The organism is Agrobacterium sp. DSM 25558 (assembly GCF_900100825.1).
Taxonomy (GTDB): Bacteria; Pseudomonadota; Alphaproteobacteria; order Rhizobiales; family Rhizobiaceae; genus Agrobacterium.
This window is the reverse complement of the sequence record NZ_FMUD01000005.1, coordinates 99883-121934: the sequence shown is the minus strand read 5'-3', so window position 1 is coordinate 121934 and position 22052 is coordinate 99883. Positions and strand designations below refer to the sequence as shown.

Below are 22052 nucleotides of genomic sequence, written 5' to 3'. Positions count from 1 at the left end.
AAGGCCGCATCAGTGCAGCGTTTCTTCCTCGATATCAGGAGCGGCCCACATCTTTTCGATGTTGTAGAACGCTCGGACTTCGGGACGGAACACGTGAATGATGACATCGCCAGCGTCGATCACGACCCAATCGCCGTTTTCGAGGCCCTCGATACGCGAATGGCCGAAGCCCTCATCCTTCATATCGGACATGAGATGTTCGCAAATCGCCGAGACATGCCTGTTCGAGCGCCCGGAAACCACAACCATGTAGTCCGCAAGCGCCGATTTTCCGGCAATGTTCAGGTAAACGATGTCTTCTGCTTTGGAGTCCTCGACACTGGCAAGGACGGTTCCGAGGGCACGACGGGCAGCATCAACGCCACTCTCCATGCTCTTTGGGATAGCGCTGAAAGCTCTTCCCTTGGTGTGTACTGTTGTCAGTTGTTTTCCTCTCGAAATGACAAACCAGATACTGTGACACAGCGATTCTGTGCGCCACACAAATAAGGTGGCATCAAAGCGTTAACTTTTCAAGATGTGGGCAAGGGCAGTACCCTGCCTACTTCATCTATGCTCGTTGCGCAGCGCGGTAGAACTCAATGTCGACCGTGGGCCGTGAATGAAAATCCAGGCCGGTGCGGTTTTCGTCCACAGGACACCGGCATCATCTTCGTCTACGCGGGCGTGACTGTAGGCCTGTGCCATGGTGGAAGACAGATAGGCAAGCGTAGCCCCCGGCCTGTCGATGACGGCAATCGGGAATGTTTCGGCAATCTTGCGCCAGCTCTGCCAGCGATGGAAATTGCGTAGATTATCCGCACCCATGATCCAAATGAAGCGGACGTGGGGGTTCTTCGCTTTTATCAGACGAAGTGTGTTGGCCGTATATGTGACGCCGAACGATTGTTCGAAGGCGGTCACCTTGACGCGCGGGTCGGAGATCAGCTTTTCACAGGCGTCAATACGGGACGCCAGAGGTGCCAGATCGGCCTTGTTTTTTAACGGATTGCCCGGCGTCACCATCCACCAAAGTTGATCGAGACCCAGACGCCGCAGTGCAATTTCAGCAACCAGCGCATGACCGGCATGGGGCGGATTGAACGAACCGCCGAACAGGCCAATCACCATGCCGCGCTCCGTGTGCGGCATGGTCAGATAGCGTTTTTCCAGGCCATGATCCGCGGTCAAATATCAGGTCCGCGTCTGGCCGGTGCCATGCACGCGGTATTTGAACGACGTCAACTGCTCGACGCCCACTGGACCACGTGCATGCATCTTGCCTGTGGCAATACCGATTTCCGCGCCCATGCCGAATTCACCACCATCGGCAAATTGCGTGGAAGCGTTGTGCAGCAGAATGGCCGAATCAATCTCGTTGAAGAAACGTTCGACTACCTCTGTGTCTTCAGCGATAACCGCCTCCGTGTGATTGGAAGAATATTTGCCAATATGCGCAATGGCACCGGAAATGCCGTCCACGACATTAACCGAGATGATGGCATCGAGATATTCTGTCCGCCAGTCTTCTTCCGTCGCTGCGATCACACCTTCGACGGCGTTCTGCACGACCGCCGAGCCGCGCACTTCGCAACCGGCGTCGAGTAAAATCTTCACCAGCGGCTCCAGATGCGTGGAAACGGCGGAAGCATCCACCAGCAGTGTTTCAGCGGAGCCACAAATGCCGGTGCGGCGCATCTTGGAGTTCAGAACGAGTTTCCGCGCCATCTCCAGATCGGCTGATTTATCGACGTAGACGTGGCAGATGCCTTCCAAATGCGCAAAGACGGGAACTCGGGCTTCCGACTGAACACGTGCCACGAGGCTTTTGCCTCCGCGTGGAACGATGACATCAACAGTGCCTCCAAGCCCGCCCAGCAGACTGCCGACAGCGGCACGATCCGTCACGGGCACGAGTTGGATCGCATGCTCTGGAAGACCTGCGATCTTCAAGCCTTCTACGAGGCAGGCATGGATAGCACGCGATGAATATTGCGAGTCCGAACCACCGCGCAGGATCACGGCGTTGCCTGCCTTCAGGCAAAGCGCACCCGCGTCTGCCGTCACGTTCGGGCGGCTTTCATAGATGACGCCAATGACACCGAGCGGCGTGCGAACGCGTTCGATCTTAAGGCCGTTTGGACGATCCCATGCCGCTATGACCTCGCCGACGGGGTCGGCCAGTGCGGCGACGGAGCGAATGCCGTCTGCGATGCTGGCAATTCTTGCATCATCCAGTTTCAAGCGATCGATGAAGGAGGCGGCGACGCCTGAACTTTCGGCAGCCACCATGTCCTTGGCATTGGCATCGAGGATTTTGCCCGTCGCTGCTTCGATGGCAGAGGCCATGGCCAGTAAAGCGCGGTTCTTCTGCTCGGTGCTGGCGATGGACAGAGGTCGTGAAGCAGCTTTTGCCTGAGCGCCGATGGACATCATCAGCGTTTCGATATCATGGCTCTGCTTCACGGCCTGTTCAGGCATCGACTTCATCCTTGTTTGCATTTTTCAGTTTAACGGAAAGACCCGTCATCACCAGATCGTCGCGGTGGATCATCGCGGCACGACCGACATAACCGAGGATCGCCTCGATCTCGTTGGACTTGTGACCGTTGATTTGGCGCGCTTCGTCGTCATCGTAACCGGCCAGACCCCGGGCGATTTCACGACCTTGCGCGCCCATGATGACAACCGCATCACCACGTCCGAAATTACCCTTCACCAGCGTCACGCCTGCGGGAAGAAGACTTTTACCGTCGTAGAGCGCCTTTTCAGCACCTGCATCCACATGCAGTTCGCCCACGGGCTGGAGTTGCCCGGCAATCCAGGTCTTGCGGGCCGTGACCGGTGTTCCAGACGGTGCGAACCATGAGGAACGTGTTCCGTTCTCGATGGCTTTCAGCGGGTTGAGCGTTTTGCCGGACGCGATGATCATGCCGCAACCGGCGGCCGTCGCGATCTTGCCCGCATCTATCTTGGTGCGCATGCCGCCACGCGAAAATTCGGACGCAGCCCCACCCGCCATGGCTTCGATCTCTGGCGTGATCTTGGCAATCGTTTCCAGAAACTGGGCGTCGGGATCGAGATGCGGCGGTGCAGTGTAGAGCCCGTCTATATCCGACAGCAGAACCAGCAGATCCGCACCTGTCATCGTCGCCACGCGGGCCGCAAGACGGTCATTGTCGCCATAGCGGATTTCCGTCGTCGCAACCGTGTCGTTTTCGTTGATGATCGGTATAGCCCCGAGTTTTAGAAGCTGGTTGATCGTTGCGCGGGCGTTGAGATAACGGCGACGTTCTTCGGTGTCAGACAGCGTCAGTAGAATTTGGCCCGCGACGATATCGTGCTTGGACAGGCTTTCCGACCATGCACGTGCCAGTGCAATCTGACCAACGGCTGCTGCCGCCTGGCTTTCCTCAAGCTTCAGCGGTCCCGAGGGTAGGCCCAAGACTGTACGCCCCAGAGCGATGGCACCTGATGACACGACCTGCACATCGGCACCATTGGCTTTCAGCGCCGCGATATCCTCGCAGATCGCATCCAGCCATTCCTTTTTCAGGCCACTTGCACGATCGACCAGAAGGGCAGAGCCGATCTTGATGACGATACGGTGGTGGCTACCGAGCGGTTTTCGCACCAATGTCGAAATCGACGTCATAGACGGTCGTCTCCATCCTCGATTTCGTCTTCGACTGGCATGGAGCGATCCGGCATGGCGGTATCGCCGCCACGGCTGTCGGACACGATGATATCGCGAAGCTCACGAAGGGTTTCGAGCATACCGAGATGGGCGGCAGCAGACAGAAGAAGGGGCGGGCGGCCACAAGCCTTCTCCAGCTCCTTCGCCTTCTTCTTCAATTCCTTTTCGTCCAGCACGTCGATTTGCGAAAGTGCCACGATTTCAGGCTTGTCCGTCAACCCGCCGCCATAAGCAGCAAGCTCACGTTTGACGGTTTTATAAGCCTTACCGACATTCTCTTCCTGCGCGGAAACGAGGTGGAGCAGAACACGGGTGCGCTCAACGTGACCCAGGAAACGGTCGCCAATACCAACGCCTTCATGCGCGCCTTCGATCAGGCCCGGAATATCGGCCAGAACGAATTCGCGCCCGTCAATCGTAGCAACACCCAGATTGGGATGCAGCGTGGTGAAGGGATAGTTGGCGATTTTTGGACGCGCACGAGTAACGGTCGCGAGGAACGTAGATTTGCCTGCATTGGGAAGGCCGACCAGACCTGCATCGGCAATCAGCTTCAGGCGAAGCCAGATCATCTTTTCCTCACCAACAAGGCCGGGGTTGGCGTGCGTGGGGGCCTGATTGGTCGAAGACTTGAAATAGGCATTACCGAAACCGCCATTACCGCCGGCAGCCAGACGGAACCGTTGGCCTTCCTTGGTCAGATCGATAATCAGCGTTTCATTGTCTTCTTCAAAAATCTGCGTGCCAACGGGTACGCGCAACACCACGCTGGCACCTTTCGCGCCCGTGCGGCCCTGGCCCATACCGTGCTGGCCGATGGTGGCCTTGAAGTGCTGCTGGAAGCGAAAGTCGATCAGCGTATTGAGGCCATTGACGACTTCTACCCACACATCACCGCCGCGCCCGCCGTCACCGCCATCGGGACCGCCGAACTCGATGAATTTTTCGCGCCGGAAGGAAACCGCGCCGGCACCGCCGTCGCCGGAGCGAATATAAACTTTTGCTTCATCGAGAAATTTCATCGTCTTGGCCGTTCTGTCAGCTTAGTGGCAATTCCTGCAAATGCTTGCGGTCTTGCTTTTTTGTAAAAGGGTCTGCCGCTCCAAATATAGGTGCAGGCTCTCAAGGTCAAAGATTATCGTGGCTCGAAAGCCCGTGGAGCAAGGCCGGTTTGTGAGAAACCGGCCCTATTTTCGTTCCGATCATGGTTGCGGCGCGCGAAATGTCTTCGCAGTCACAGCCGTGTCGATATGTGTCACCATGGTCGAGCGTGGGGTCGCGTAAACCTCATGGCAGCCTGTGATGCGGAAACCCAACTTTTCCTGCACCCGCAAAGAAGCTGGATTATCCGCAAACACGCCGGAATGTAGAACGTCGCCCGACATTTTCTCGAAGAAACGGCCGATCACCGTTGCGACAGCTTCAGTCATATAGCCGCGGCCCCAGTGGGAGCGGTTCAGCCAATATCCCAGATGCCATTCATCGCGACGGTTCTCGATGGACACGACGCCAACCAAGGTATCGTCGCCGCATGTGATGGCGAAATCCCAGTCCGGCGATGTGCCGACGGTGCGAAGAAGCAACAATTCCAGGGCATCCTGCCTGTGGTAAGGCGCGGGAACGCGGGTCAGCATCCGCGTCACCTCAAAGTCGCTCAGCGCTTGCGCGATGCTCCCCGCATCCGAAAGACGCTGCGGGCGCAGCACCAGACGGCGGGTTTGCAATATCGGGCAAGTATTGGCCACGATCGAATGCTGAGGATGTGTCGAGTAAGCTGTGCTCATCGTGTATCTCCCCAGCTTCTCAGCGAGACCCAAGTCTTGCGATCCAGTCTGTACCATTCAACCGGAACCATGCCGCCCAACGCCAGCGAACCGACCATGCCGGAACCCTGAAGCTGGAAACCGCACTTTTGTATGACCCGGCGCGAGGCAATGTTGGTGACACGGCACCGTGCATCGATCTGTTCGATGTCACGGGTGCGGAACGCCATATCGATCAGGGCATGAGCGGCTTCTGTCGTGTATCCATTGTTCCAGTAACGCTCGCCCAGCCAATAGCCCATTTCGAGCGTCTTGCCGTCTTCCTGCGGTTCCAGCCCGCAGCAGCCCATAAACTCGCCATTCTCCATGCGGGTAATCGCATAGACGCACTTGCCAATCTCGCCCACTTTTGCACGTCGCACGAAATCCGCGGCATCTTTGGCCGTGTAAGGGTGCGGCATACGCGACACCATGGTCGCGATGTTGGCGTTGTTGGCAAGATGGGCAAGGGCGTCAATGTCTTCTTCGTGAGGCGCGCGCAGAACGAGCCTTTGCGATAATAAGACGGGGCAATCGCTCCTTGACCGTTCCGGTCTTGGCCGCTCTTCGGGTGACCGTGATTGGTCATCCCTTAACAATTCAGCTTGCATGGTTCAGTCCCTCCATGAGGTTAAGAAAAAAGGGGAGTTGGGTGGTGCCCCAACTCCCCTTTTTTATGACTGAACCTGTTACGTCTCAGCCGGGTCATTGGGACACCGGCTGCATATGACGCGACCGGCTTATTCTGCGGCTTCCGCTTTCGGTGCTACAGACACGTATACGCGGCCATTGCCCTTCGAGCGGAAGGATACGTTGCCGGCTGTGAGCGCGAAAATCGTGTGGTCTTTGCCGAGGCCAACATTGGCGCCGGGATGCCACTGCGTTCCGCGCTGGCGCAGAATAATGTTGCCTGGAATTACGGCTTCGCCGCCGAACTTCTTCACGCCAAGGCGCTTGGAATTCGAATCGCGACCGTTACGCGATGAACCGCCAGCTTTTTTATGTGCCATTGGATTTCTCCTTTAAAACCTGGTTTCCCGTGTCGCGCCGATTAGGCTGCAACGATGTCCGTGATACGGACGACGGTGTGATGCTGACGATGACCGCGCGTACGCTTGGAGTTCTGACGACGACGCTTCTTGAAGGCGATGACCTTCTTGCCGCGGTTGTGTTCAACAACTTCAGCCTTGACCGTTGCACCAGCAACGAAAGGCGCGCCGAACTGTGCGTCAGCGCCAACGCCGATCACGAGAACTTCGGTGAATTCTACAGTTGCGCCAGCTTCTGCTTCCAATTTTTCAATTGTGAGCACGTCGTTGGCCGCTACACGGTACTGCTTACCGCCGGTCTTGATGACTGCGAACATTTTTTACCCTTTCATGTTCGTTCCGGCTCTGCCCGCAAATGCGGTCTGGCCGTCTTTTTATCAGTCGAATAGCCTGAATTCCGGAGGCAGAATGCTTCTGGAAACACGCCGGTGAAACCGCTTTTGACAAAGCGATATGAACGGAAGACGCAATACGCCCTCAATTTCACGTGCCGGATACGCCAGCAGACCGTTTCTGTCAAGTTCGTTGGGGGGTGGAAATAACCCTGATGACCAAGAATCTCAGGGGATTTCACCAGTTGTGGCAAACAGGCCTCGAAATTTCGTCGGCGAGGGTTTATATGGGCCTCTCAACAAGGAGCAGAAATGGCCCGCATAGACAAAACCGACGATTGGCGGGATCGCCACGCGCCGACACTTTCAGCGTTCGAATCGCTTGCCATCGAGGCATATGGCCATTTGCCGGAAGAGTTTCGCGCGCTGACCAAGGACCTGATCATCGAGATCGCGGATTTTCCGACCGATGAGGTGTTCGAGGACATGGCGCTGGAAACGCCCTTCGATCTGCTTGGCCTGTTCGAAGGACGCGGCATTTCGGAACGTTTCACCATGGAAACCGGTGAGATGGTCAACCGCATCATCCTCTATCGTCGCCCCATTCTCGACTACTGGGCTGAAAACGAGGAGACGCTGGGCGACATCATCACCCACGTCCTGATCCACGAAATCGGCCATCATTTCGGTCTGTCGGATGACGACATGGAGCGTATCGAGGAAAGCGCTGACGAGGCAGCGACGGATCGCTGATCCGCCGTTGCTTAGGTCAAGCCTTACTGCTCGCCCAGTTTCATGTCCGGATGGTACTCTTTGCCTTCGACTGTCTTGGTCACCGGCTGTCCGCAGTGCATGACACCGGTTGCCGCATTGAACGCATAGGTCGGTGACCCCGCCAACTCCCAGCCCTTGTTGAGCGCTTCGGTAACGCGGTGACAAAATTTCGCGTCGTCGGGACCGGTGATGAAGCGATAGACTTTCATGTTTTTCCTGCCTTTCGTTCGGCGATGATCTGCGCCATGGCGACCAGCCTTTCAGCCGGGCCGACATGCAGTCGCTCGATCATCCGCCCTTTGGAATTGATGACGTTCAATCCCACAGATTCCGGTTTTTCAAAAGCTGCAATTATCTCCTGCGCCTCCGTCAACGCCTGCGCATCCGGGGCAAAAGCCTGGTTTGCCGCGTCGATCTGGGCTGGATGGATTAGCATCTTGCCATCGAAACCCATGGCGCGGCCTTGCTCGCATTCCGCTGCAAACGCGTCGAGGTCACGAAAATCGTTCGACACGCTATCAATGACGTCCAATCCATAGGCGCGGGCCGCAAGCACGACCTGCATCAACCATGGTACGAGATAGGTTCGCTCGGCCCCTATGGGTACGCGGGTGTCTTTGCGCAGATCGTTGAGGCCGATAACGAAACCACCAAGCCGCGCACCTATCGTGTGACATGCTTCGGCGATGGCGGCTGCATTCAGTACACCTTTTGGCGTTTCGATCATCGCCCAGATTTTCAGAGTGTCGGGAGCATCGGTCTCTGCCAGCAGGTCGGCCACGTCGTTAATATCCGAGGGTTGTTCAACCTTTGGCAGAAGGATGGCATCGGCATGGCAGGCAAGCGCCGCTTTGAGGTCTGCCTGTCCGACAGTCGTCGTGGCAGGGTTGATGCGGATGATTGCCTCACGACCTGCTAAAGTCGTTTCTTTGAAGAAGGCCACGAGATTGCGTCTCGCTTCGTCCTTCATGTCAGGTGAAACCGAATCTTCAAGATCGAAGATCACGCCATCGCAATCCAGCGTTTGGAGTTTTGCAAGTGCGCGCGTGTTTATGGCGGGCACCGAAAGAAGTGAACGGCGGGGACGAGCAGTATTGTTGAAATAAAAATCGGCCATGCCGCACTTGTGTCAACCTTTTGTGACATTCGCAAGCTTACAGACGGCGGTAACCCTCTTGCAAGCAGCGGAAAGAAGGCCCACATTCGTCTGGACAGAAAGGTTTGAATCATGCAGGGCATTCGTACATTCTTTATCGCGGCTTCCAGCATCGCAATTCTGGCTCTTGCCGCACTTTTCACCGCGTCCTTGACGATTGCGCTTATCGGCACCCTGGCGGTGCTAAGTGCAGCGCGTCTGTTTTCCGCCCGTCTCAAACCCGCTCCGATTCCCGTGCAGCCACGCCGTCACGAGCAGCAGAACATGCGCGTTTGGAATGACGGCCGCGGGACCATCATCGACCAGTAAGTTGCTGAACGCACGACGTCGGGTTTTGCTTCAGCCGAAGATTTGCGACTGCATGCTTGCGGTCGTCAAATCCTTCGGCTAAGCCGCTTTCATATCAGTTCGCACCTCTGATTTTCTGAGCTCCTGTAACGGTAACCCACCGTTTGCATGGGGAGTTTTGTCGCAACCGGCCAAGCTGTGTTGCCAAGCGGCGACTTTCCCAGTATCGACATGCCAGTCCAACCCACCTAATCGAGGGAAGCGAATGCGTATCGATGCTATTTCTATCGGCAAGAACCCACCTGATGATATCAATGTGATTGTTGAGGTCCCGGTTGGCGGCCACCCGATCAAGTACGAAATGGACAAGGAAGCGGGCGCGCTGGTCGTTGACCGTTTTCTTTACACCCCGATGACTTATCCGGGTAACTACGGTTTCGTCCCGCACACTCTTTCTGAGGATGGCGACCCTATCGATGTGTTGATCTGCAACACACGTCCGCTTGTGCCTGGCTGCGTTATCAATGTGCGCCCGATCGGCGTGATGATCATGGAAGACGATGGCGGCAAGGATGAGAAGATTCTCGCTGTCCCATCTCCCAAGCTGACGCAGCGTTACGACAAGGTTCAGAACTACACGGACCTGCCGGAAATCACGCTGAAGCAGATCGAGCACTTCTTCGAGCACTATAAGGATCTGGAGCCCGGTAAATGGGTGAAGATGGGCGGCTGGCAGAATGTCGACATTGCCAAGAAGCTGATTCTCGAAGCTATCGAGCGCTACAAGTCGCAAGGCTGATTGTAGCTTCTGCATATATTTGAAACTGCAAATCCTCCGGGTCGCTAGCGATCCGGAGGATTTTTTATGCCGATGGGGAAAAAATCAGGCGACCAGCGGGTAGATCGTGTTCCACATCAGCGAGCGGATGAAGAAGATGATCAGCAGCAGGATGATCGGAGAGATGTCGATGCCGCCGAGGTTTGGCAGAACGCGACGGATGGGTCGCAGCGCCGGCTCGGTGACATTGTAAAGGAAACTGCCGATCGCGCCCACGAACTGGTTCGAAGAATTGATGACATTGAAGGCATAGAGCCAGGAGAAGATGGCACTGATAATCAGCACCCAGGTATAAAGGTTCAAAGCCAGATCGATTGTCTGAAACAGGGCAAGCATCAATGTCTCCATATCGTTGTTGGGTGACATTTAGTCATTCATACAGCAACCGGCAAGTGCCGTTGATTTGGAGGCTTTTTCAAGAGACGCGATGCGGTTTTCGGGATGTCATGAATAACGTCCTTTTGTTTTAACCTGAACGGTGGAACGGCACCGACATGTTCAGCTTTGCGACACGATGTATTTGGTTGCCACCGAAGTTTGCGTCAATTCGGGTATCTGTGCCGTTTTGACGCTATTTTCCCGCGGACACGCCGTATAACGAGACTTGCCTGTGGATGTTAATTCATCGTTAACGGTTAAATCACTGGCTCATAAATCTCCATCAGCAGCGCGACTATGATGACACCGACCCTATGAGAGGGCTGATTCGATTTGTTGAAGGTGTTCCATGATGGATTCAAGTGACGGTGCAGCACCTTTCTCATGGCCCGCTGTCGGCGCGAGTTTCAACCAGCCTTATCGCGTTGAGCACGCGCTGAACTCTCCGATTTCGGACCGGCAGGCCGTGAGAGCGCAACTGACCGACTGGGGAAGGCCGGTTTACGACAACAGCCGCGCCTTGGTTGGTTCGCAACCCGTATCTGGTAAAAGCTTCGATGACATTCCGCTAACGATGGAAGTCGTCATCGGCCACGCACAGGTTCCGGTCTCTGCTTTGATGTCGCTGACGAAAGATCAGGTCGTTCTCTTGAACAAGCGCTTTGGCGATCCGGTCGAAATCCGGGTTAACGGTCAGACGATAGGCCGGGGCGAAATCGTCTCCGACAATGACGACAACATCATCGGTGTCAAACTGACGGAAGTGTTGCGTAGCTAGCTGGGCACGCGCTCTGGGACTGGCCCTCAAACACCAAATCCAGAAAATGCGATAACCAACTTCTGAGCGGCGTATCGAACATCATCCGACCCTCCAGATGCTGGCTGCCGACTTGCGCGTTGGGCATGCCGAAACGTTCGGCTCCGCGTACCACCCAGCTGTGCATCATGGCGCGGGTGAGTTCGGCGTGGAATTGCAGACCCCAGGCATTATGGCCGTATCGGAAGGCTTGGTTGGGGTAAGTCTCTCCGGACGCAAGCAGGTCTGCACCGTGGGGTAGATCAAAACCCTCCCGGTGGAAATGATAGACCATTTGCGGCCAATGCTTCATCAACAAGCGACCTTTTTCTGTCGTCTTCAGGGGATACCAGCCAATTTCCACCTTGCCTTCCCGATGGGCCTGAACCTTTCCGCCCAGATGCTTGGACAGCATTTGTGCGCCGAGGCAGATGCCGAGAAAAGGCTTGTTCTCTTTCAGGGGGACTTTCAGCCAGTTGATTTCCGATTTGATGAAGGGTTCGGAGTCATTGGCACTCATAGGGCCACCGAAGATCACGGCACCCTTGTGCGCACCAAGTGTTGCGGGAAGTTCGTCACCCAGTGCGGGGCGGCGGATGTCCAGCCTGTACCCTTTTTCGATCAGCATCTGACCGACCCTGCCGGGTGTTGATCTTTCCTGGTGGAGAACGATCAAGATGCTGTCTTGTTTCCGCTGCTGACGGGATGGCTCAAACAGCATCTTGTTTGTTGTCGCTTTCTTCGGAAACATTCACATGCGTTGCCGCCTGCTGGCGTTGCAAAACGCGGTCCCGTACCGAAACGCCCAACAGATCGGCGACGCGCCAGATGACGTGGTCTTCCATTTCGTTGCGTTCACCATCCGCATAAACGATGTCCCAGAGAACGCCGATCAGTTCGATGCGCTGCTCTTCATTGAGATGCCGCCTTATGTCAGTGGTGAAGCGATAATAATCCACCGCTTCCCGGCCAGCCTCACGCCCTGCTTCCATCAGTGCATCCAGTTTGCTGGAGCTCAGATCATAATGCTCTTGAAGCAACTCACGCAGACGTTGGCGTTCCACGTTCGAGACGGTGCCGTCAGCTTCCATGACCTGAAAGCACAGGGCTGCGATGGCAACGCGCAAATCATCCGGCGCGAAATCTTCTGATGATCCGCCTTGCGTGAGATTCTGGAAAAAAGACTGGATACGTTCGAACATGATTGTCCTTAAAATCGATCAAAACAGCTTGAGGCGGGTCTTTTCGTCCGGTTCGGCATTGGGCTTTTTCACACCAGGATCATCCGGCAAACCGCCGAAGAAGGGAACAGCATCCGGGCGCTTTTCCTCGACAGGATTAACGACTTCATTTTTCGGATGGGTCGGTTTGTCAGCCACCGGTCTGGCTTCGTTTAGTACGACAGGATCGACCACCTTCACCGGGACTGGAATCTCGATGATTTTCTCACGGATTTCCGGTTTGGCAACATCCGGCAGAGATGACAGCGCATGGTCTATCCCATTGTCTTCCACGGGTCCTTCGACCTGGCCGAAGGGGACTTTCCACTCGAAACTATCCAGTCTGCCCGTGACGGGTGACGCAGGTAGCCATTTGTCGGAGACGATGCCATCCGCGACCCATGCGTGGTCGCGCGGTGCACGTAGCGCCTGCGCCATCCAGTGGCGAATGCGGCCCTGATCGCCTGTTTCCGCTTCCTCGATGTCTGCCATCAGCAGAAAGATGCTTTCGCGGGGCTGAATCCGCGCGGCAGCTTCTGCCTTGGCGCGGGCGCGGGTAAAGTCCTGCGCGTCAAGAGCTGCCTGTGCTACCGCAAACAGTGACTCGACATTGTTGGGTTTCAGGCTTTCAAGCCGCTCAGCGCGTTTGAGGCGATCAACGGCGGTATCGCCACTACGGGCGCGCACATAGAGTTGAGCGATCTGCGGATGCGGGGCAATCTTCCAGACCGGCTCCAGAACCGCGGCAGCCTTGCGAAGATTGTCTTCGCGCAAGTAAGATTTTGCGGCCACCAGCGCGGCAGGGACGAGCCCCTTGGACAGTTTCAGTGCCTGCTTGGCATCTTCACGCGCAGCTTTTGGGTCGATCTCGAACTTCTCTTCCGCCTTTGCGGTCAAGAGAACAGCTTTCAGCCGCTCCGCTTCGCCCCGCCCTATGACCTGTGCTGCCTTCTGCTGATCGAGCAAACGAATGGCGTCGTCCCATTCGCCGCTGCGGGATTTGCTTTCCAGCGTCGCTTGAGCTGCCCACGGAAGATAGGGTGCGTTCTTTGCCGCATCTTCGGCATATTCGAGAGCGGCTTCGTTGGCGCCTTGGCGGCGTGCTTCCATGTAAAGTCCGCGCAGACCAAGCTCACGTGTTTCCGGGTCCTGCGCCATGGCTTCGAACTTGCGGCGGGCCGCATCGTATTTGCCTTCGATGAGATCGGCCTGCGCTTCCAGAAGATGGATAAGAGGCTCCTGATCGGCGCTTAGAAGACCTTGCGTGCGCGCCGTCATTTTGCGGGCCAGAAGGGCGTTGCCCGCTCCCGCTGCAATCAGTCCTGTCGAGAGCGCCTGATAACCGCGATCCCGCTTGCGGGAACGGAAATAACGCCGCGCGGCATGGGGCGAGTTCCAGACCGTATTGAAAAGCCACCAGACGATCATCACCGCTGCGATCAAGGCCGCGACAATGGATGCCGCGACCATCAGGCTCATCTCGATCAGCTGGCCCTGCCAGACGATGGAAAGCACGCCTGGACGATCTGCCAGCCAGGAAAAACCGAAGCCAATGAGAAGGACGATGACAACGAAACCGATGATTTTTGTCATGTCTTACCCCTTCTGTCCGGTGCTGGTGATGGCGCGTGTCAACGTACCGTTCACGAGGTCTTCAACCTGAACGCGGGCATCGAGCGATTTTTTGAAGTCAGCGGATGCCGCCTTTGCTGGTTCAGGCAGACCGTCCCACTCAAGTGCTGCACCCTTTAAATCGCCATTGCGAAGCTTGTCTTCGATCCGCGCAATTTTCGCGTCGGCACCCTCTCCCTCGACATTGCCCACCGGCCGGACTTTGACGAGAGATAGAGCGCTTTCCGTCAAGCGATCAACGACACCTTGATTGGGATCGGATTGGTTGAGCGAGTCCAGCATCGCATTGGCGACGTCGGGGAAATTTCGGGTCAGTTCGGCGCGAGACGGAACGCCCGTATTTGCGAAGGGCCGCAGCGATTGTACAGCCGGTTCATCCGGTGTGACACGAGACAACGTATCGAGTTCCGCAAGGAACGGTCCGCCACGATCGATAGCCGCCTTCAGGCCGGCAGAAGCGATTGCGCGCGCGACTTCGATATCGTCGCGCGGTTCATTGATCTTGGTTTCGGCTTCGCCCAAACGGCGGGTAAGATCGGCGTTGGCGCTGTCCTGCGCGGCTTTTTCGGACTGAAGGGTGGAAACTGTGCTTTCAAGCGCCGTCAATTTGTTGGCGACATCGCCACCGCCAGATGCGGCAGAGCTCTCGAGCGCTGCAATACGGTTTTCAAGTGCGGACGTGTCTGCTGTTGTTTGTGGCGTATTGGCGATCTGTTCGCGCAGGCTGGCGACTTGTGTCTTGAGTGCGGTCAACTCGTCCGAAGAGCCGCCATTGCCGGTGAATGGTGGCAGATAACCCGCATATTGCATGCTGCCAGCGGCTAGAAGCGCAATCAGGCCGCCAACGATACCGGCAGCCAAAAGGCCGGAATTTCCAGCCTTGTTCTCCGTGGCGCTCTTCGATGGTGTCGCTGCGGTGGTGAATGTTTTGGCATCAGCAGGTTTGGTCGGCCCGGTTTTCGGTAGCTCAGATTTTGGCTGGTCCGGCTTGGGTGTTTCTGCCTTTAAAGGAGGAACAGTTGATGCTTTCGCAGGCCCTTGGCCAGTGGCAGCTTCGGCCTTTACACTATCGGTCTTGTGGACATTGGATTCCGGCTCAATCGGCGTTTTTACCGGCTCTTCCCAGATAGGGCGAGGGTTGTCTTTCGGAGCGTCGGCGGGCGAGGTCTGTTCAGGCGGTGTGCTCTGTTCGGGTTTAGCCATCGTCGCGTCCTCAACGGAGGCCGTATCTTTTTCCTTGCCGACTTCTTTCACGTCCTTGGCGTCCAGATCAATGGTGACCGGCTCGGCGTTGGACTTGGAGTGGCGTGGCGGTTTTCCCGATACCATGACAACCTCATTTTGCCTGCATTTCCCTAAACCTAGTTAGTGATGACGGCAAAGGAAAGAGGCAAGAGGGAATTAGGTTCCCGCTAACAGGTCGAGGAGATCGAACATTTCGGCCTCGCTGGGGGCAGTGCTGGCCATCGCGTTGTGTTGAAACGCGGGCGGAATATCTGAAAGAACCTTTTTGCTGATGCAGATAAACTTACAGTGATCCCATTGCTTGAAAACAGGCTGACTGGTGACGAGTTTGAAAAACAGCCGAGCCGCCTCACTGGAGTACAAAAGGACAACATCTATTTGCTTATCTGTGAAGCCTTCCCATTGCGTAGGGTTCCAGTAGAGGGGCTGCATTTCATAGACTTCGACAGTTTCGAACGGCACCATCAATTCTGAGAGCCGCTTTTCGAACCCAGCGTCTCTGGGTGTTCCGGCAAGATAGAGAAGATTGCTGCACGATCCGGTATCGCTTCTCATCTGGTCAGCAATCAATTGAGCCAGTGCCGGACCATCACTGTCGCCCGCAGTGACGTTGTGGAAACCCGCTTTGCGGGCTGCCTCTGCTGAAGCGGTCCCCACGGCAAACAGTGGCATATGCAGGATCGCTGGCGCAGCAAGACCAGCTCCCGCCAACACGCGAATGGCTTCCGCGCTTGTTACGGCAAGTGCTTGCAATGGCCTTGCCAAAGCGTCGATGGCGACGTCAGCATGGTGAACGGGCTCTGTCAGAGGTATCAGAACCGGTTCATGACCACGTTCGCGCAAAAGTGCTGCCGTCTTCTCTCCCGACGCTCGTGGGCGGGTGACGACGACGCGCATGGTCAGCTCCAGCCTTCGAAGAAACCAGTGCCAGCGGCAGCGCGAACCTGTTCCCCGGCTTGCTTGCCAAGCGCCAAAGCCTGCGCGCACTTTCCTGATATTTCGACACTGTGTTCCGTCCGCCCGTCAGGCGTCAGGATAAGGCCGGAGAAATGCAGCTCATCGCCATCGCAGGTGGCGTAACCGGCAATCGGTGTGCGGCAAGAACCATCAAGCACCGACAGGAAACCACGTTCGCAGGACACAGCATCATAGGTGGGACAGTGATTGATGGCCGCGAGCAGATCGCCGACGCGTGTATCGCCGATGCGGCTTTCAATCCCGATGGCGCCTTGTGCAGGGGCAGGGAGAAAGTCTTTCGTTTCCAGCAACTCCGTCGGAATATCTGCCATGTCCAGCCGCTTGAGACCTGCGAAGGCGAGCAATGTCGCATCGGCCAAGCCGTCTTCCAGTTTGCGCAACCGCGTTGCCACGGCACCTCGAAACAGGATGACGTTGATGTCCGGCCGCACGCGGCGGATCAGAGCCTGCCGACGCAGTGATGCCGAACCGACTGTCGCGCCATGGGGAAGTTCCAGCAGCTTTGGAGCGGCACGACCGATAAAGGCATCGCGCACGTCTTCGCGGGGCAGGAATGCCGAGAGATAGAGGCCTTCAGGCAGTTTCGTCGCCATGTCCTTGGAGGAATGCACGGCAAAATCCAGATCTCCGGACAGAAGTTTGGTTTCCAGCTCCTCGGTAAACAGGCCTTTGCCACCGACCTCAGACAAAGCGCGATCCGCGATGCGGTCACCTTTTGTGGTAATCGGCACGATCTCGAACATTTCAGGCGCAAGGCCATGGGCTTTCACAAGACGATCTCGCGTCTCATGGGCCTGCGCCAGCGCCAAGGGGCTTCCGCGTGTGCCGATTCGGAAAGGTTTTGTTTGCATCCGCTTCTATCCGTTGTTACCGGAGGTGTTCGTACCCAAGTTTCTGAAGCACCGCAATCAACGAACCGGCTGATGACCCCCTTTCTTCGTATCCTCGGCATTGAGACAAGTTGCGACGAAACCGCTGCATCCGTGGTGGTTCGGCATGCCGACGGCCGTGGAGAGATCATCTCCGACGTCGTTTTGTCGCAGCTGGAAGAACACAGCGCCTATGGTGGCGTGGTGCCGGAAATTGCCGCACGCGCCCATGTGGAAGCGCTCGATACCCTCGTTGAAGAGGCGCTGACCGGCGCGGGTGTTACACTTGCCGATATCGATGCGATCGCTGCCACCTCCGGTCCGGGTCTGATCGGTGGGCTCATCGTCGGGCTGATGACCGGTAAGGCGATGGCCATGGCGAGCGGCAAACCACTTTACGCCATCAACCACTTGGAAGGTCATGCGCTGACCGCTCGCCTGACCGACGGTCTGTCATTTCCCTATCTGATGCTGTTGGTTTCCGGCGGGCACACCCAGCTCATTCTCGTGCGCGGTGTCGGGCAGTATGAGCGCTGGGGCACGACGATCGATGACGCCTTGGGCGAAGCTTTCGACAAGACCGCCAAGCTTTTGGGGTTGCCTTACCCCGGTGGACCAGCGGTGGAAAAAGCTGCAGCAAGCGGCAATGCGGATCGTTTTGCTCTGCCCCGGCCCATGGTTGGCGAAGCGCGGCTTGATTTTTCCTTTTCCGGCTTGAAGACGGCGGTCCGCCAGGCGGCGACCGCGATCGCTCCGCTCTCCGAGCAGGATATAGCCGATATTTGCGCTTCCTTTCAAAAGGCCGTGTCACGCACGTTGAAGGACCGTATCGGCCGTGGCCTGCAACGATTTCTGGAGGAGTACCCTTCGGTTGAAGGGGAACCTTCACTCGTTGTGGCCGGCGGCGTTGCGGCCAATCAGGAGATCCGCCGCACGCTTCAGGATCTGTGCGACAAGCACCGGTTTCGGTTTATTGCACCGCCGTTACAGCTGTGCACGGACAATGCGGCCATGATTGCCTGGGCCGGTCTGGAACGCATGGCGCTGGGCATGGAGCCTGACGGCTTCGATACGCAGCCACGCTCTCGCTGGCCATTGGATGCGCAAGCGCAGACCTTGATCGGCTTCGGCAAGCGGGGAGCGAAGGCATGATGGAGCGTGAAAAAGTCGTCGTGATCGGTTCGGGCGCTTTCGGCACCGCCATTGCTGTGGTCGTCGCGTTGGAAAACCGCCACGACGTGACGCTGCTCGGACGTGATGCAGCCTTGATGGCAGATTTACGCGTGGATGGGATGCATGACGCTGCACTGCCCGGCATTTCTTTACCGGATGCGCTGAACTACTCAGCCGAGCCGGATGTGCTGCGGGATGCCGGCGTCGTTCTCTTCGCCATGCCATCTCAGGCGCAGGTGGATGCTGCCCGGAACTACGGTCCTTACCTGGCTAAGGATGCCGTTATCGTGACCTGTGCAAAGGGCATTGATCGCTCTTCGGGCCAACTGCTGACGGATGTGCTGGAGCGTGAGCTGCCCCATCATCCTGTCGGCGTATTGTCCGGTCCGGGGTTTGCTGCCGATATTGCAAAGGGACTACCGACCGCCATGGCGGTTGCTGCTCTCGACGCCAGCGTGGCCGAGCGGCTGGCGCAGACGATTTCCGGGCGGACTTTCAGGCTTTATGCTTCGACGGACAGGATTGGTGTCCAACTCGGTGGCGCGTTGAAGAATGTGCTGGCGATCGCAGGCGGCATTGTCGAAGGCGCAGGACTTGGCGATTCGGCGCGGGCGGCACTAATCTCACGTGGGTTGGCCGAGATGTCGCGTCTCGTGGTCGCCATGGGTGGTCAGGCCGATACGGTTCGTGGTCTCTCTGGTCTAGGGGATCTGGTTTTGACGGCCACCAGCCACCAGTCACGAAACCTGCGTTTCGGCATTCTGCTGGGGCAGGGCGGCGAACCTGCTGCGTTTCACGGTGGGCTGGTGGAAGGCGCTTATGCGGCCTCCGTCGCCTCACGCCTTGCCGATGGTCTCGGCATCGACATGCCAGTGACGGATGCCGTTGCGGCCATTATTGATGGCAGGCTGGATATCAAAACCGCCATTCAACAATTGATGACACGGCCCATCACCACTGAATAGGGCTCAAGAGGAGACGAAAATGCTGTTTGCCTTCATCTGCAAAGACAAGCCTGACCATCTGCATGTGCGTATGGAAACCCGACCCGCGCATCTTGAACATCTCAACAAGCTCAATGCTGACGGCACATTGAAGATCGCCGGTCCGTTTCTGGATGCCGAAGGCAAGCCGAATGGCAGTCTGGTGATTGTCGAAGCCGCCGACATCGATGCTGCAAAGGCGCTGGCCAATGCCGATCCTTACGCCAAAGCTGGTCTGTTCGAAAGCGTCGATGTGAAGCCCTATAACTGGGTCTTCAACAATCCTGGAGCTTGAATAGCATGGCGAATTACTGGCTTTTCAAGTCCGAGCCATCCACTTGGTCGTGGGAACAGCAAAAGGCCAAGGGTGACGCCGGCGAAGAGTGGGGCGGCGTTCGCAATTATCAGGCACGCAACAATATGCGTGCCATGAAGATTGGCGACAAGGGCTTCTTCTACCACTCCAATGAGGGGCTTGAAGTCGTCGGCATTGTCGAGGTGTGTGAACTGTCACGCCCCGATTCGACGGCGGAGGGCGATGCGCGCTGGGACTGTGTGCACATCAAGGCCGTGTGCGATGTGCCCTCACCCGTTACGCTGAAAGACGTGAAAGCCAATCCGAAGCTCGCCGACATGGCTCTCGTCACCTCCATGCGGCTTTCCGTGCAGCCGGTGTTGCTGGAGGAATATCTCGAAGTTTGCCGCATGGGTAAGCTCGACAATCCGCCGCACTCCCCGGACTGAGCGGATTGAAAACCGATCCGGAGCAGTTCATTCTTGCCAATACCGGCATCATGCGGCCGCCGCATGTGCCGGAAATTGCATTGCATCTGGCATCGGAAGCGCACGACCTCTGGCTCAAGACGGAGGATGAATTGCAGGCCATCGGTCTGCCGCCACCTTTCTGGGCCTTTGCCTGGGCGGGCGGTCAAGGTCTTGCGCGTTATGTTCTCGACAATCCCCACATCGTCAGCGGCAAGCGCGTGCTGGATTTCGCCAGCGGTTCCGGACTCGTTGCCATTGCTGCGGCAAAGGCTGGTGCGGCACATGTGACAGCCGTGGATATCGACCCATGGGCCAAAACGGCTGTGAGGCTGAATTCGCATGAGAATGCAGTCGATGTCTCGTTCGCGGGTGACAATCTCATTAACACGCCTGTCAACGCCGATGTAATGCTGGCGGGGGACGTGTTTTACGATCAGGCTTTTGCCGAGGCGCTCATTCCCTGGTTTGCCGTGCTGGCGCGGCAAGGCGTCACCGTTCTGGTGGGTGATCCCGGGCGTGCATACCTTCCGAAGGACAAGCTGGAAGCTTGTGCGACTTATGAGGTGCCGGTCACACGTGCGCTTGAGGACAGTGAGATCAAGAAGACCACTGTCTGGCGGTTCGTCTGAACCCCATCAGGGGCGGATGACGCAGACGCCTTTTTCATAAGCGCATGCCGAGCCGATGCTTTGGGCATCGACATGAATGATCCGCGCTTTTGGTGCGACTGGCATCGTTGCGCGCCTATCTTGCCCGGCGCGGCTCAGGCCGTTGTCCATCGCAAAGTAATTGCCATTGCGACGTACCCTTAAAGCAGAAATTGCGCCGCTATACGTACCGATCCGTGGTATAACGGACGGCAGGCCATTCGAGCCAACGGTTGCTTGATGGTGACCAAAATTGCGGTGGCTTCCGAAATCCTCTGCTGCAACCGCTGTCACGGCGATTGAAAAGATGGCCGCGACGGCGGCGAACCGGCAGGTGATTCGATATAAAAACATGACTGAAAACCTCCGGAATTTATGGTTACCAAAAGGTTAAATAGCACACAGACGACTTACGTAAAAGTCAATTATTTTGGCATTTCCTATTTGGAAATGCTGGACTTTTTATCGAGGCAGACAGTTTTTTCATCTGAATCGACAGAACCAATCGATTAAATTCAATTCGGCCATGAAATGTGCTTGTCGTTGTGCCGTGGTGCTATTAAAGGTCGCGGTTGGTGCAATGCACATTCTCTCATCATGTGCTGTTGCTTTGGGGCGCGCTCGAACAGTCGAAGCGCACTGGAAAAACGCCGCGAGGTTCTGATGGCGAATGTGACAAATAACCGGCCTCTGTCGCCACATCTTCAAGTTTACAAGCTGATTCCGACCATGCTTGCGTCGATCGTGCACCGCATTACCGGTGCTGCGCTCTATTTCGGTACGCTGCTTGTCGTCTGGTGGCTGGTCGCGGCCGCATCCGGCGGTGCCTATTACGAATGGGTGCAGTGGGCGATGGGGTCGATCATCGGCAAGCTGATCCTGATCGGCTACACCTGGGCGCTGATGTACCACATGCTGAGTGGCCTTCGCCACTTCATGTGGGATCTGGGCCATGGCTTCGATAAGCACTTCACCACCAAGCTGGTGAAAGTCTCGCTGGTCGTGTCAATCTGTCTGACCGCGCTGATCTGGGTCATCGCCTACATCGTGCGCTAAGGAGATCGTTTCATGGATATGCGTACACCCCTGAACAAGGTTCGCGGTCTCGGCTCCGCCAAGGATGGCACCGAGCATTTCTGGCGTCAGCGCGTTACAGCCGTCGCCAATGTTCCGTTGCTGCTGTTCTTCGTCGTTTTCCTGGTCATGTATGGCGGCGCTCCGCATGCGGAAGTCGTCGCGGCTCTTGCCAACCCGCTGGTTGCGGTGGTCATGGCGCTTGTCGTCATCTCCGGCGTCATTCACATGAAGCTCGGCATGCAGGTCATCATCGAAGACTATATTCACGCTGAATATCTGAAGCTTGCTCTCGTGATGCTCAACACGTTCTTCGCGATCATCGTTGCTGGCCTCTGTCTGTTCGCCATTCTGAAAATCGCATTCGCAGGATAATC

The 22052-nt window shown here is 56.7% G+C and carries 30 protein-coding genes; 11 read left to right on the top strand and 19 right to left on the bottom strand.

The window, feature by feature from the left end:
• Positions 1 to 9: 9 nt before the first annotated feature.
• The 9 genes from rsfS to rplU form a co-directional block, all read right to left on the bottom strand.
• Entirely contained in the window at positions 10 to 423 is a 414-nt protein-coding gene (rsfS, locus tag DSM25558_RS06545) for a ribosome silencing factor (protein ID WP_045230946.1), read from the bottom strand.
• Between the two features lie 123 nt (positions 424 to 546).
• Positions 547 to 1131: a nicotinate-nucleotide adenylyltransferase gene (locus DSM25558_RS06540; protein WP_143240035.1), complete on the bottom strand. Its 585-nt coding sequence runs from the start codon at positions 1129 to 1131 to the stop codon at positions 547 to 549.
• Positions 1132 to 1173: 42 nt separating this feature from the next.
• On the bottom strand, positions 1174 to 2460 hold the full coding sequence (locus tag DSM25558_RS06535; protein ID WP_077103142.1) for a glutamate-5-semialdehyde dehydrogenase: 1287 nt from the start codon (positions 2458 to 2460) through the stop codon (positions 1174 to 1176).
• Positions 2453 to 3634 (bottom strand): glutamate 5-kinase, encoded by a 1182-nt coding sequence (gene proB, locus DSM25558_RS06530; protein WP_077103024.1) that lies wholly within the window; start codon positions 3632 to 3634, stop codon positions 2453 to 2455. The genes DSM25558_RS06535 and proB overlap by 8 nt, the downstream gene beginning before the upstream one ends.
• Positions 3631 to 4698: a GTPase ObgE gene (gene obgE, locus DSM25558_RS06525; RefSeq protein WP_077103022.1), complete on the bottom strand. Its 1068-nt coding sequence runs from the start codon at positions 4696 to 4698 to the stop codon at positions 3631 to 3633. The genes proB and obgE overlap by 4 nt, the downstream gene beginning before the upstream one ends.
• Before the next feature lie 180 nt (positions 4699 to 4878).
• On the bottom strand, positions 4879 to 5460 hold the full coding sequence (locus tag DSM25558_RS06520; protein WP_077103020.1) for a GNAT family N-acetyltransferase: 582 nt from the start codon (positions 5458 to 5460) through the stop codon (positions 4879 to 4881).
• Positions 5457 to 6089: a GNAT family N-acetyltransferase gene (locus tag DSM25558_RS06515; RefSeq protein WP_077103018.1), complete on the bottom strand. Its 633-nt coding sequence runs from the start codon at positions 6087 to 6089 to the stop codon at positions 5457 to 5459. Before DSM25558_RS06515 ends, DSM25558_RS06520 begins: the two co-directional genes overlap by 4 nt.
• 129 nt (positions 6090 to 6218) lie before the next feature.
• On the bottom strand, positions 6219 to 6488 hold the full coding sequence (gene rpmA / locus DSM25558_RS06510) for a 50S ribosomal protein L27 (RefSeq protein ID WP_045230877.1): 270 nt from the start codon (positions 6486 to 6488) through the stop codon (positions 6219 to 6221).
• 41 nt (positions 6489 to 6529) lie between these two features.
• The gene (gene rplU / locus DSM25558_RS06505; protein ID WP_042620033.1) at positions 6530 to 6844 is read right to left on the bottom strand and encodes a 50S ribosomal protein L21; all 315 of its coding nucleotides are present in this window, start codon (positions 6842 to 6844) and stop codon (positions 6530 to 6532) included.
• Between the two features lie 327 nt (positions 6845 to 7171).
• On the opposite strand from rplU, the gene DSM25558_RS06500 reads away from it, so the two are divergent.
• Positions 7172 to 7612: a metallopeptidase family protein gene (locus tag DSM25558_RS06500; protein ID WP_045230875.1), complete on the top strand. Its 441-nt coding sequence runs from the start codon at positions 7172 to 7174 to the stop codon at positions 7610 to 7612.
• A 23-nt stretch (positions 7613 to 7635) separates the two neighbouring features.
• Here DSM25558_RS06500 and DSM25558_RS06495 read toward each other — a convergent pair whose 3' ends face one another.
• Together DSM25558_RS06495 and DSM25558_RS06490 are read right to left on the bottom strand one after the other, a co-directional pair.
• A complete protein-coding gene (locus DSM25558_RS06495) occupies positions 7636 to 7842 on the bottom strand; it encodes a DUF1737 domain-containing protein (RefSeq protein ID WP_045230874.1) in 207 nt (68 codons plus the stop codon).
• On the bottom strand, positions 7839 to 8750 hold the full coding sequence (locus DSM25558_RS06490; protein WP_077103016.1) for an HpcH/HpaI aldolase/citrate lyase family protein: 912 nt from the start codon (positions 8748 to 8750) through the stop codon (positions 7839 to 7841). The genes DSM25558_RS06495 and DSM25558_RS06490 overlap by 4 nt, the downstream gene beginning before the upstream one ends.
• A gap of 111 nt (positions 8751 to 8861) precedes the next feature.
• Between DSM25558_RS06490 and DSM25558_RS06485 the strand changes: the two genes are divergently transcribed.
• Positions 8862 to 9098 (top strand): hypothetical protein, encoded by a 237-nt coding sequence (locus DSM25558_RS06485; RefSeq protein WP_077103014.1) that lies wholly within the window; start codon positions 8862 to 8864, stop codon positions 9096 to 9098.
• Between the two features lie 244 nt (positions 9099 to 9342).
• Entirely contained in the window at positions 9343 to 9876 is a 534-nt protein-coding gene (gene ppa, locus DSM25558_RS06480) for an inorganic diphosphatase (protein WP_077103012.1), read from the top strand.
• A gap of 84 nt (positions 9877 to 9960) precedes the next feature.
• On the opposite strand, the gene DSM25558_RS06475 is transcribed toward ppa, so the two are convergent.
• Complete coding sequence (locus DSM25558_RS06475; protein WP_077103010.1) at positions 9961 to 10281, bottom strand: YggT family protein; 321 nt, start codon at positions 10279 to 10281, stop codon at positions 9961 to 9963.
• Positions 10282 to 10642: 361 nt separating this feature from the next.
• Between DSM25558_RS06475 and DSM25558_RS06470 the strand changes: the two genes are divergently transcribed.
• Positions 10643 to 11071, top strand: a complete 429-nt coding sequence (locus tag DSM25558_RS06470; protein WP_077103008.1) for a FliM/FliN family flagellar motor switch protein — start codon at positions 10643 to 10645, stop codon at positions 11069 to 11071.
• Here DSM25558_RS06470 and DSM25558_RS06465 read toward each other — a convergent pair.
• From DSM25558_RS06465 to hemC, 6 genes are all read right to left on the bottom strand, one after another.
• A complete protein-coding gene (locus DSM25558_RS06465; protein ID WP_077103006.1) occupies positions 11043 to 11810 on the bottom strand; it encodes a glutamine amidotransferase in 768 nt (255 codons plus the stop codon). The two genes, DSM25558_RS06470 and DSM25558_RS06465, sit on opposite strands and share 29 nt — an antisense overlap.
• A complete protein-coding gene (locus DSM25558_RS06460) occupies positions 11800 to 12291 on the bottom strand; it encodes a tellurite resistance TerB family protein (protein ID WP_077103004.1) in 492 nt (163 codons plus the stop codon). Before DSM25558_RS06460 ends, DSM25558_RS06465 begins: the two co-directional genes overlap by 11 nt.
• Positions 12292 to 12309: 18 nt before the next feature.
• The gene (locus DSM25558_RS06455; RefSeq protein WP_077103002.1) at positions 12310 to 13902 is read right to left on the bottom strand and encodes a heme biosynthesis protein HemY; all 1593 of its coding nucleotides are present in this window, start codon (positions 13900 to 13902) and stop codon (positions 12310 to 12312) included.
• Between the two features lie 3 nt (positions 13903 to 13905).
• Positions 13906 to 15270 (bottom strand): COG4223 family protein, encoded by a 1365-nt coding sequence (locus tag DSM25558_RS06450; RefSeq protein WP_077103000.1) that lies wholly within the window; start codon positions 15268 to 15270, stop codon positions 13906 to 13908.
• A gap of 72 nt (positions 15271 to 15342) precedes the next feature.
• Positions 15343 to 16083 carry a uroporphyrinogen-III synthase gene (locus DSM25558_RS06445; protein WP_077102998.1) on the bottom strand — a complete coding sequence of 247 codons (741 nt, stop codon included), beginning with the start codon at positions 16081 to 16083 and terminating at the stop codon, positions 15343 to 15345.
• Positions 16084 to 16085: 2 nt separating this feature from the next.
• Positions 16086 to 17015 (bottom strand): hydroxymethylbilane synthase, encoded by a 930-nt coding sequence (gene hemC / locus DSM25558_RS06440; protein ID WP_077102996.1) that lies wholly within the window; start codon positions 17013 to 17015, stop codon positions 16086 to 16088.
• Positions 17016 to 17087: 72 nt separating this feature from the next.
• On the opposite strand from hemC, the gene tsaD reads away from it, so the two are divergent.
• Genes tsaD through DSM25558_RS06415 form a run of 5 tightly spaced genes read left to right on the top strand, consistent with a single transcriptional unit; the run spans position 17088 to position 20583 of the window.
• The gene (tsaD, locus tag DSM25558_RS06435; RefSeq protein ID WP_077103140.1) at positions 17088 to 18185 is read left to right on the top strand and encodes a tRNA (adenosine(37)-N6)-threonylcarbamoyltransferase complex transferase subunit TsaD; all 1098 of its coding nucleotides are present in this window, start codon (positions 17088 to 17090) and stop codon (positions 18183 to 18185) included.
• The gene (locus tag DSM25558_RS06430; RefSeq protein ID WP_083716347.1) at positions 18185 to 19171 is read left to right on the top strand and encodes an NAD(P)H-dependent glycerol-3-phosphate dehydrogenase; all 987 of its coding nucleotides are present in this window, start codon (positions 18185 to 18187) and stop codon (positions 19169 to 19171) included. The genes tsaD and DSM25558_RS06430 overlap by 1 nt, the downstream gene beginning before the upstream one ends.
• 19 nt (positions 19172 to 19190) lie before the next feature.
• Positions 19191 to 19484: a YciI-like protein gene (locus DSM25558_RS06425; protein ID WP_077102992.1), complete on the top strand. Its 294-nt coding sequence runs from the start codon at positions 19191 to 19193 to the stop codon at positions 19482 to 19484.
• A gap of 5 nt (positions 19485 to 19489) precedes the next feature.
• On the top strand, positions 19490 to 19933 hold the full coding sequence (locus tag DSM25558_RS06420) for an EVE domain-containing protein (protein ID WP_077102990.1): 444 nt from the start codon (positions 19490 to 19492) through the stop codon (positions 19931 to 19933).
• 5 nt (positions 19934 to 19938) lie between these two features.
• Entirely contained in the window at positions 19939 to 20583 is a 645-nt protein-coding gene (locus tag DSM25558_RS06415; protein ID WP_077102988.1) for a class I SAM-dependent methyltransferase, read from the top strand.
• A 6-nt stretch (positions 20584 to 20589) separates the two neighbouring features.
• Here DSM25558_RS06415 and DSM25558_RS06410 read toward each other — a convergent pair whose 3' ends face one another.
• On the bottom strand, positions 20590 to 20955 hold the full coding sequence (locus tag DSM25558_RS06410; protein WP_077102986.1) for a hypothetical protein: 366 nt from the start codon (positions 20953 to 20955) through the stop codon (positions 20590 to 20592).
• 309 nt (positions 20956 to 21264) lie between these two features.
• On the opposite strand from DSM25558_RS06410, the gene sdhC reads away from it, so the two are divergent.
• Positions 21265 to 21657, top strand: coding sequence for a succinate dehydrogenase, cytochrome b556 subunit (gene sdhC / locus DSM25558_RS06405; protein ID WP_077102984.1), 393 nt, complete (start codon positions 21265 to 21267; stop codon positions 21655 to 21657).
• Between the two features lie 12 nt (positions 21658 to 21669).
• Positions 21670 to 22050 (top strand): succinate dehydrogenase, hydrophobic membrane anchor protein, encoded by a 381-nt coding sequence (sdhD, locus tag DSM25558_RS06400; RefSeq protein ID WP_077102982.1) that lies wholly within the window; start codon positions 21670 to 21672, stop codon positions 22048 to 22050.
• Positions 22051 to 22052: the final 2 nt, after the last annotated feature.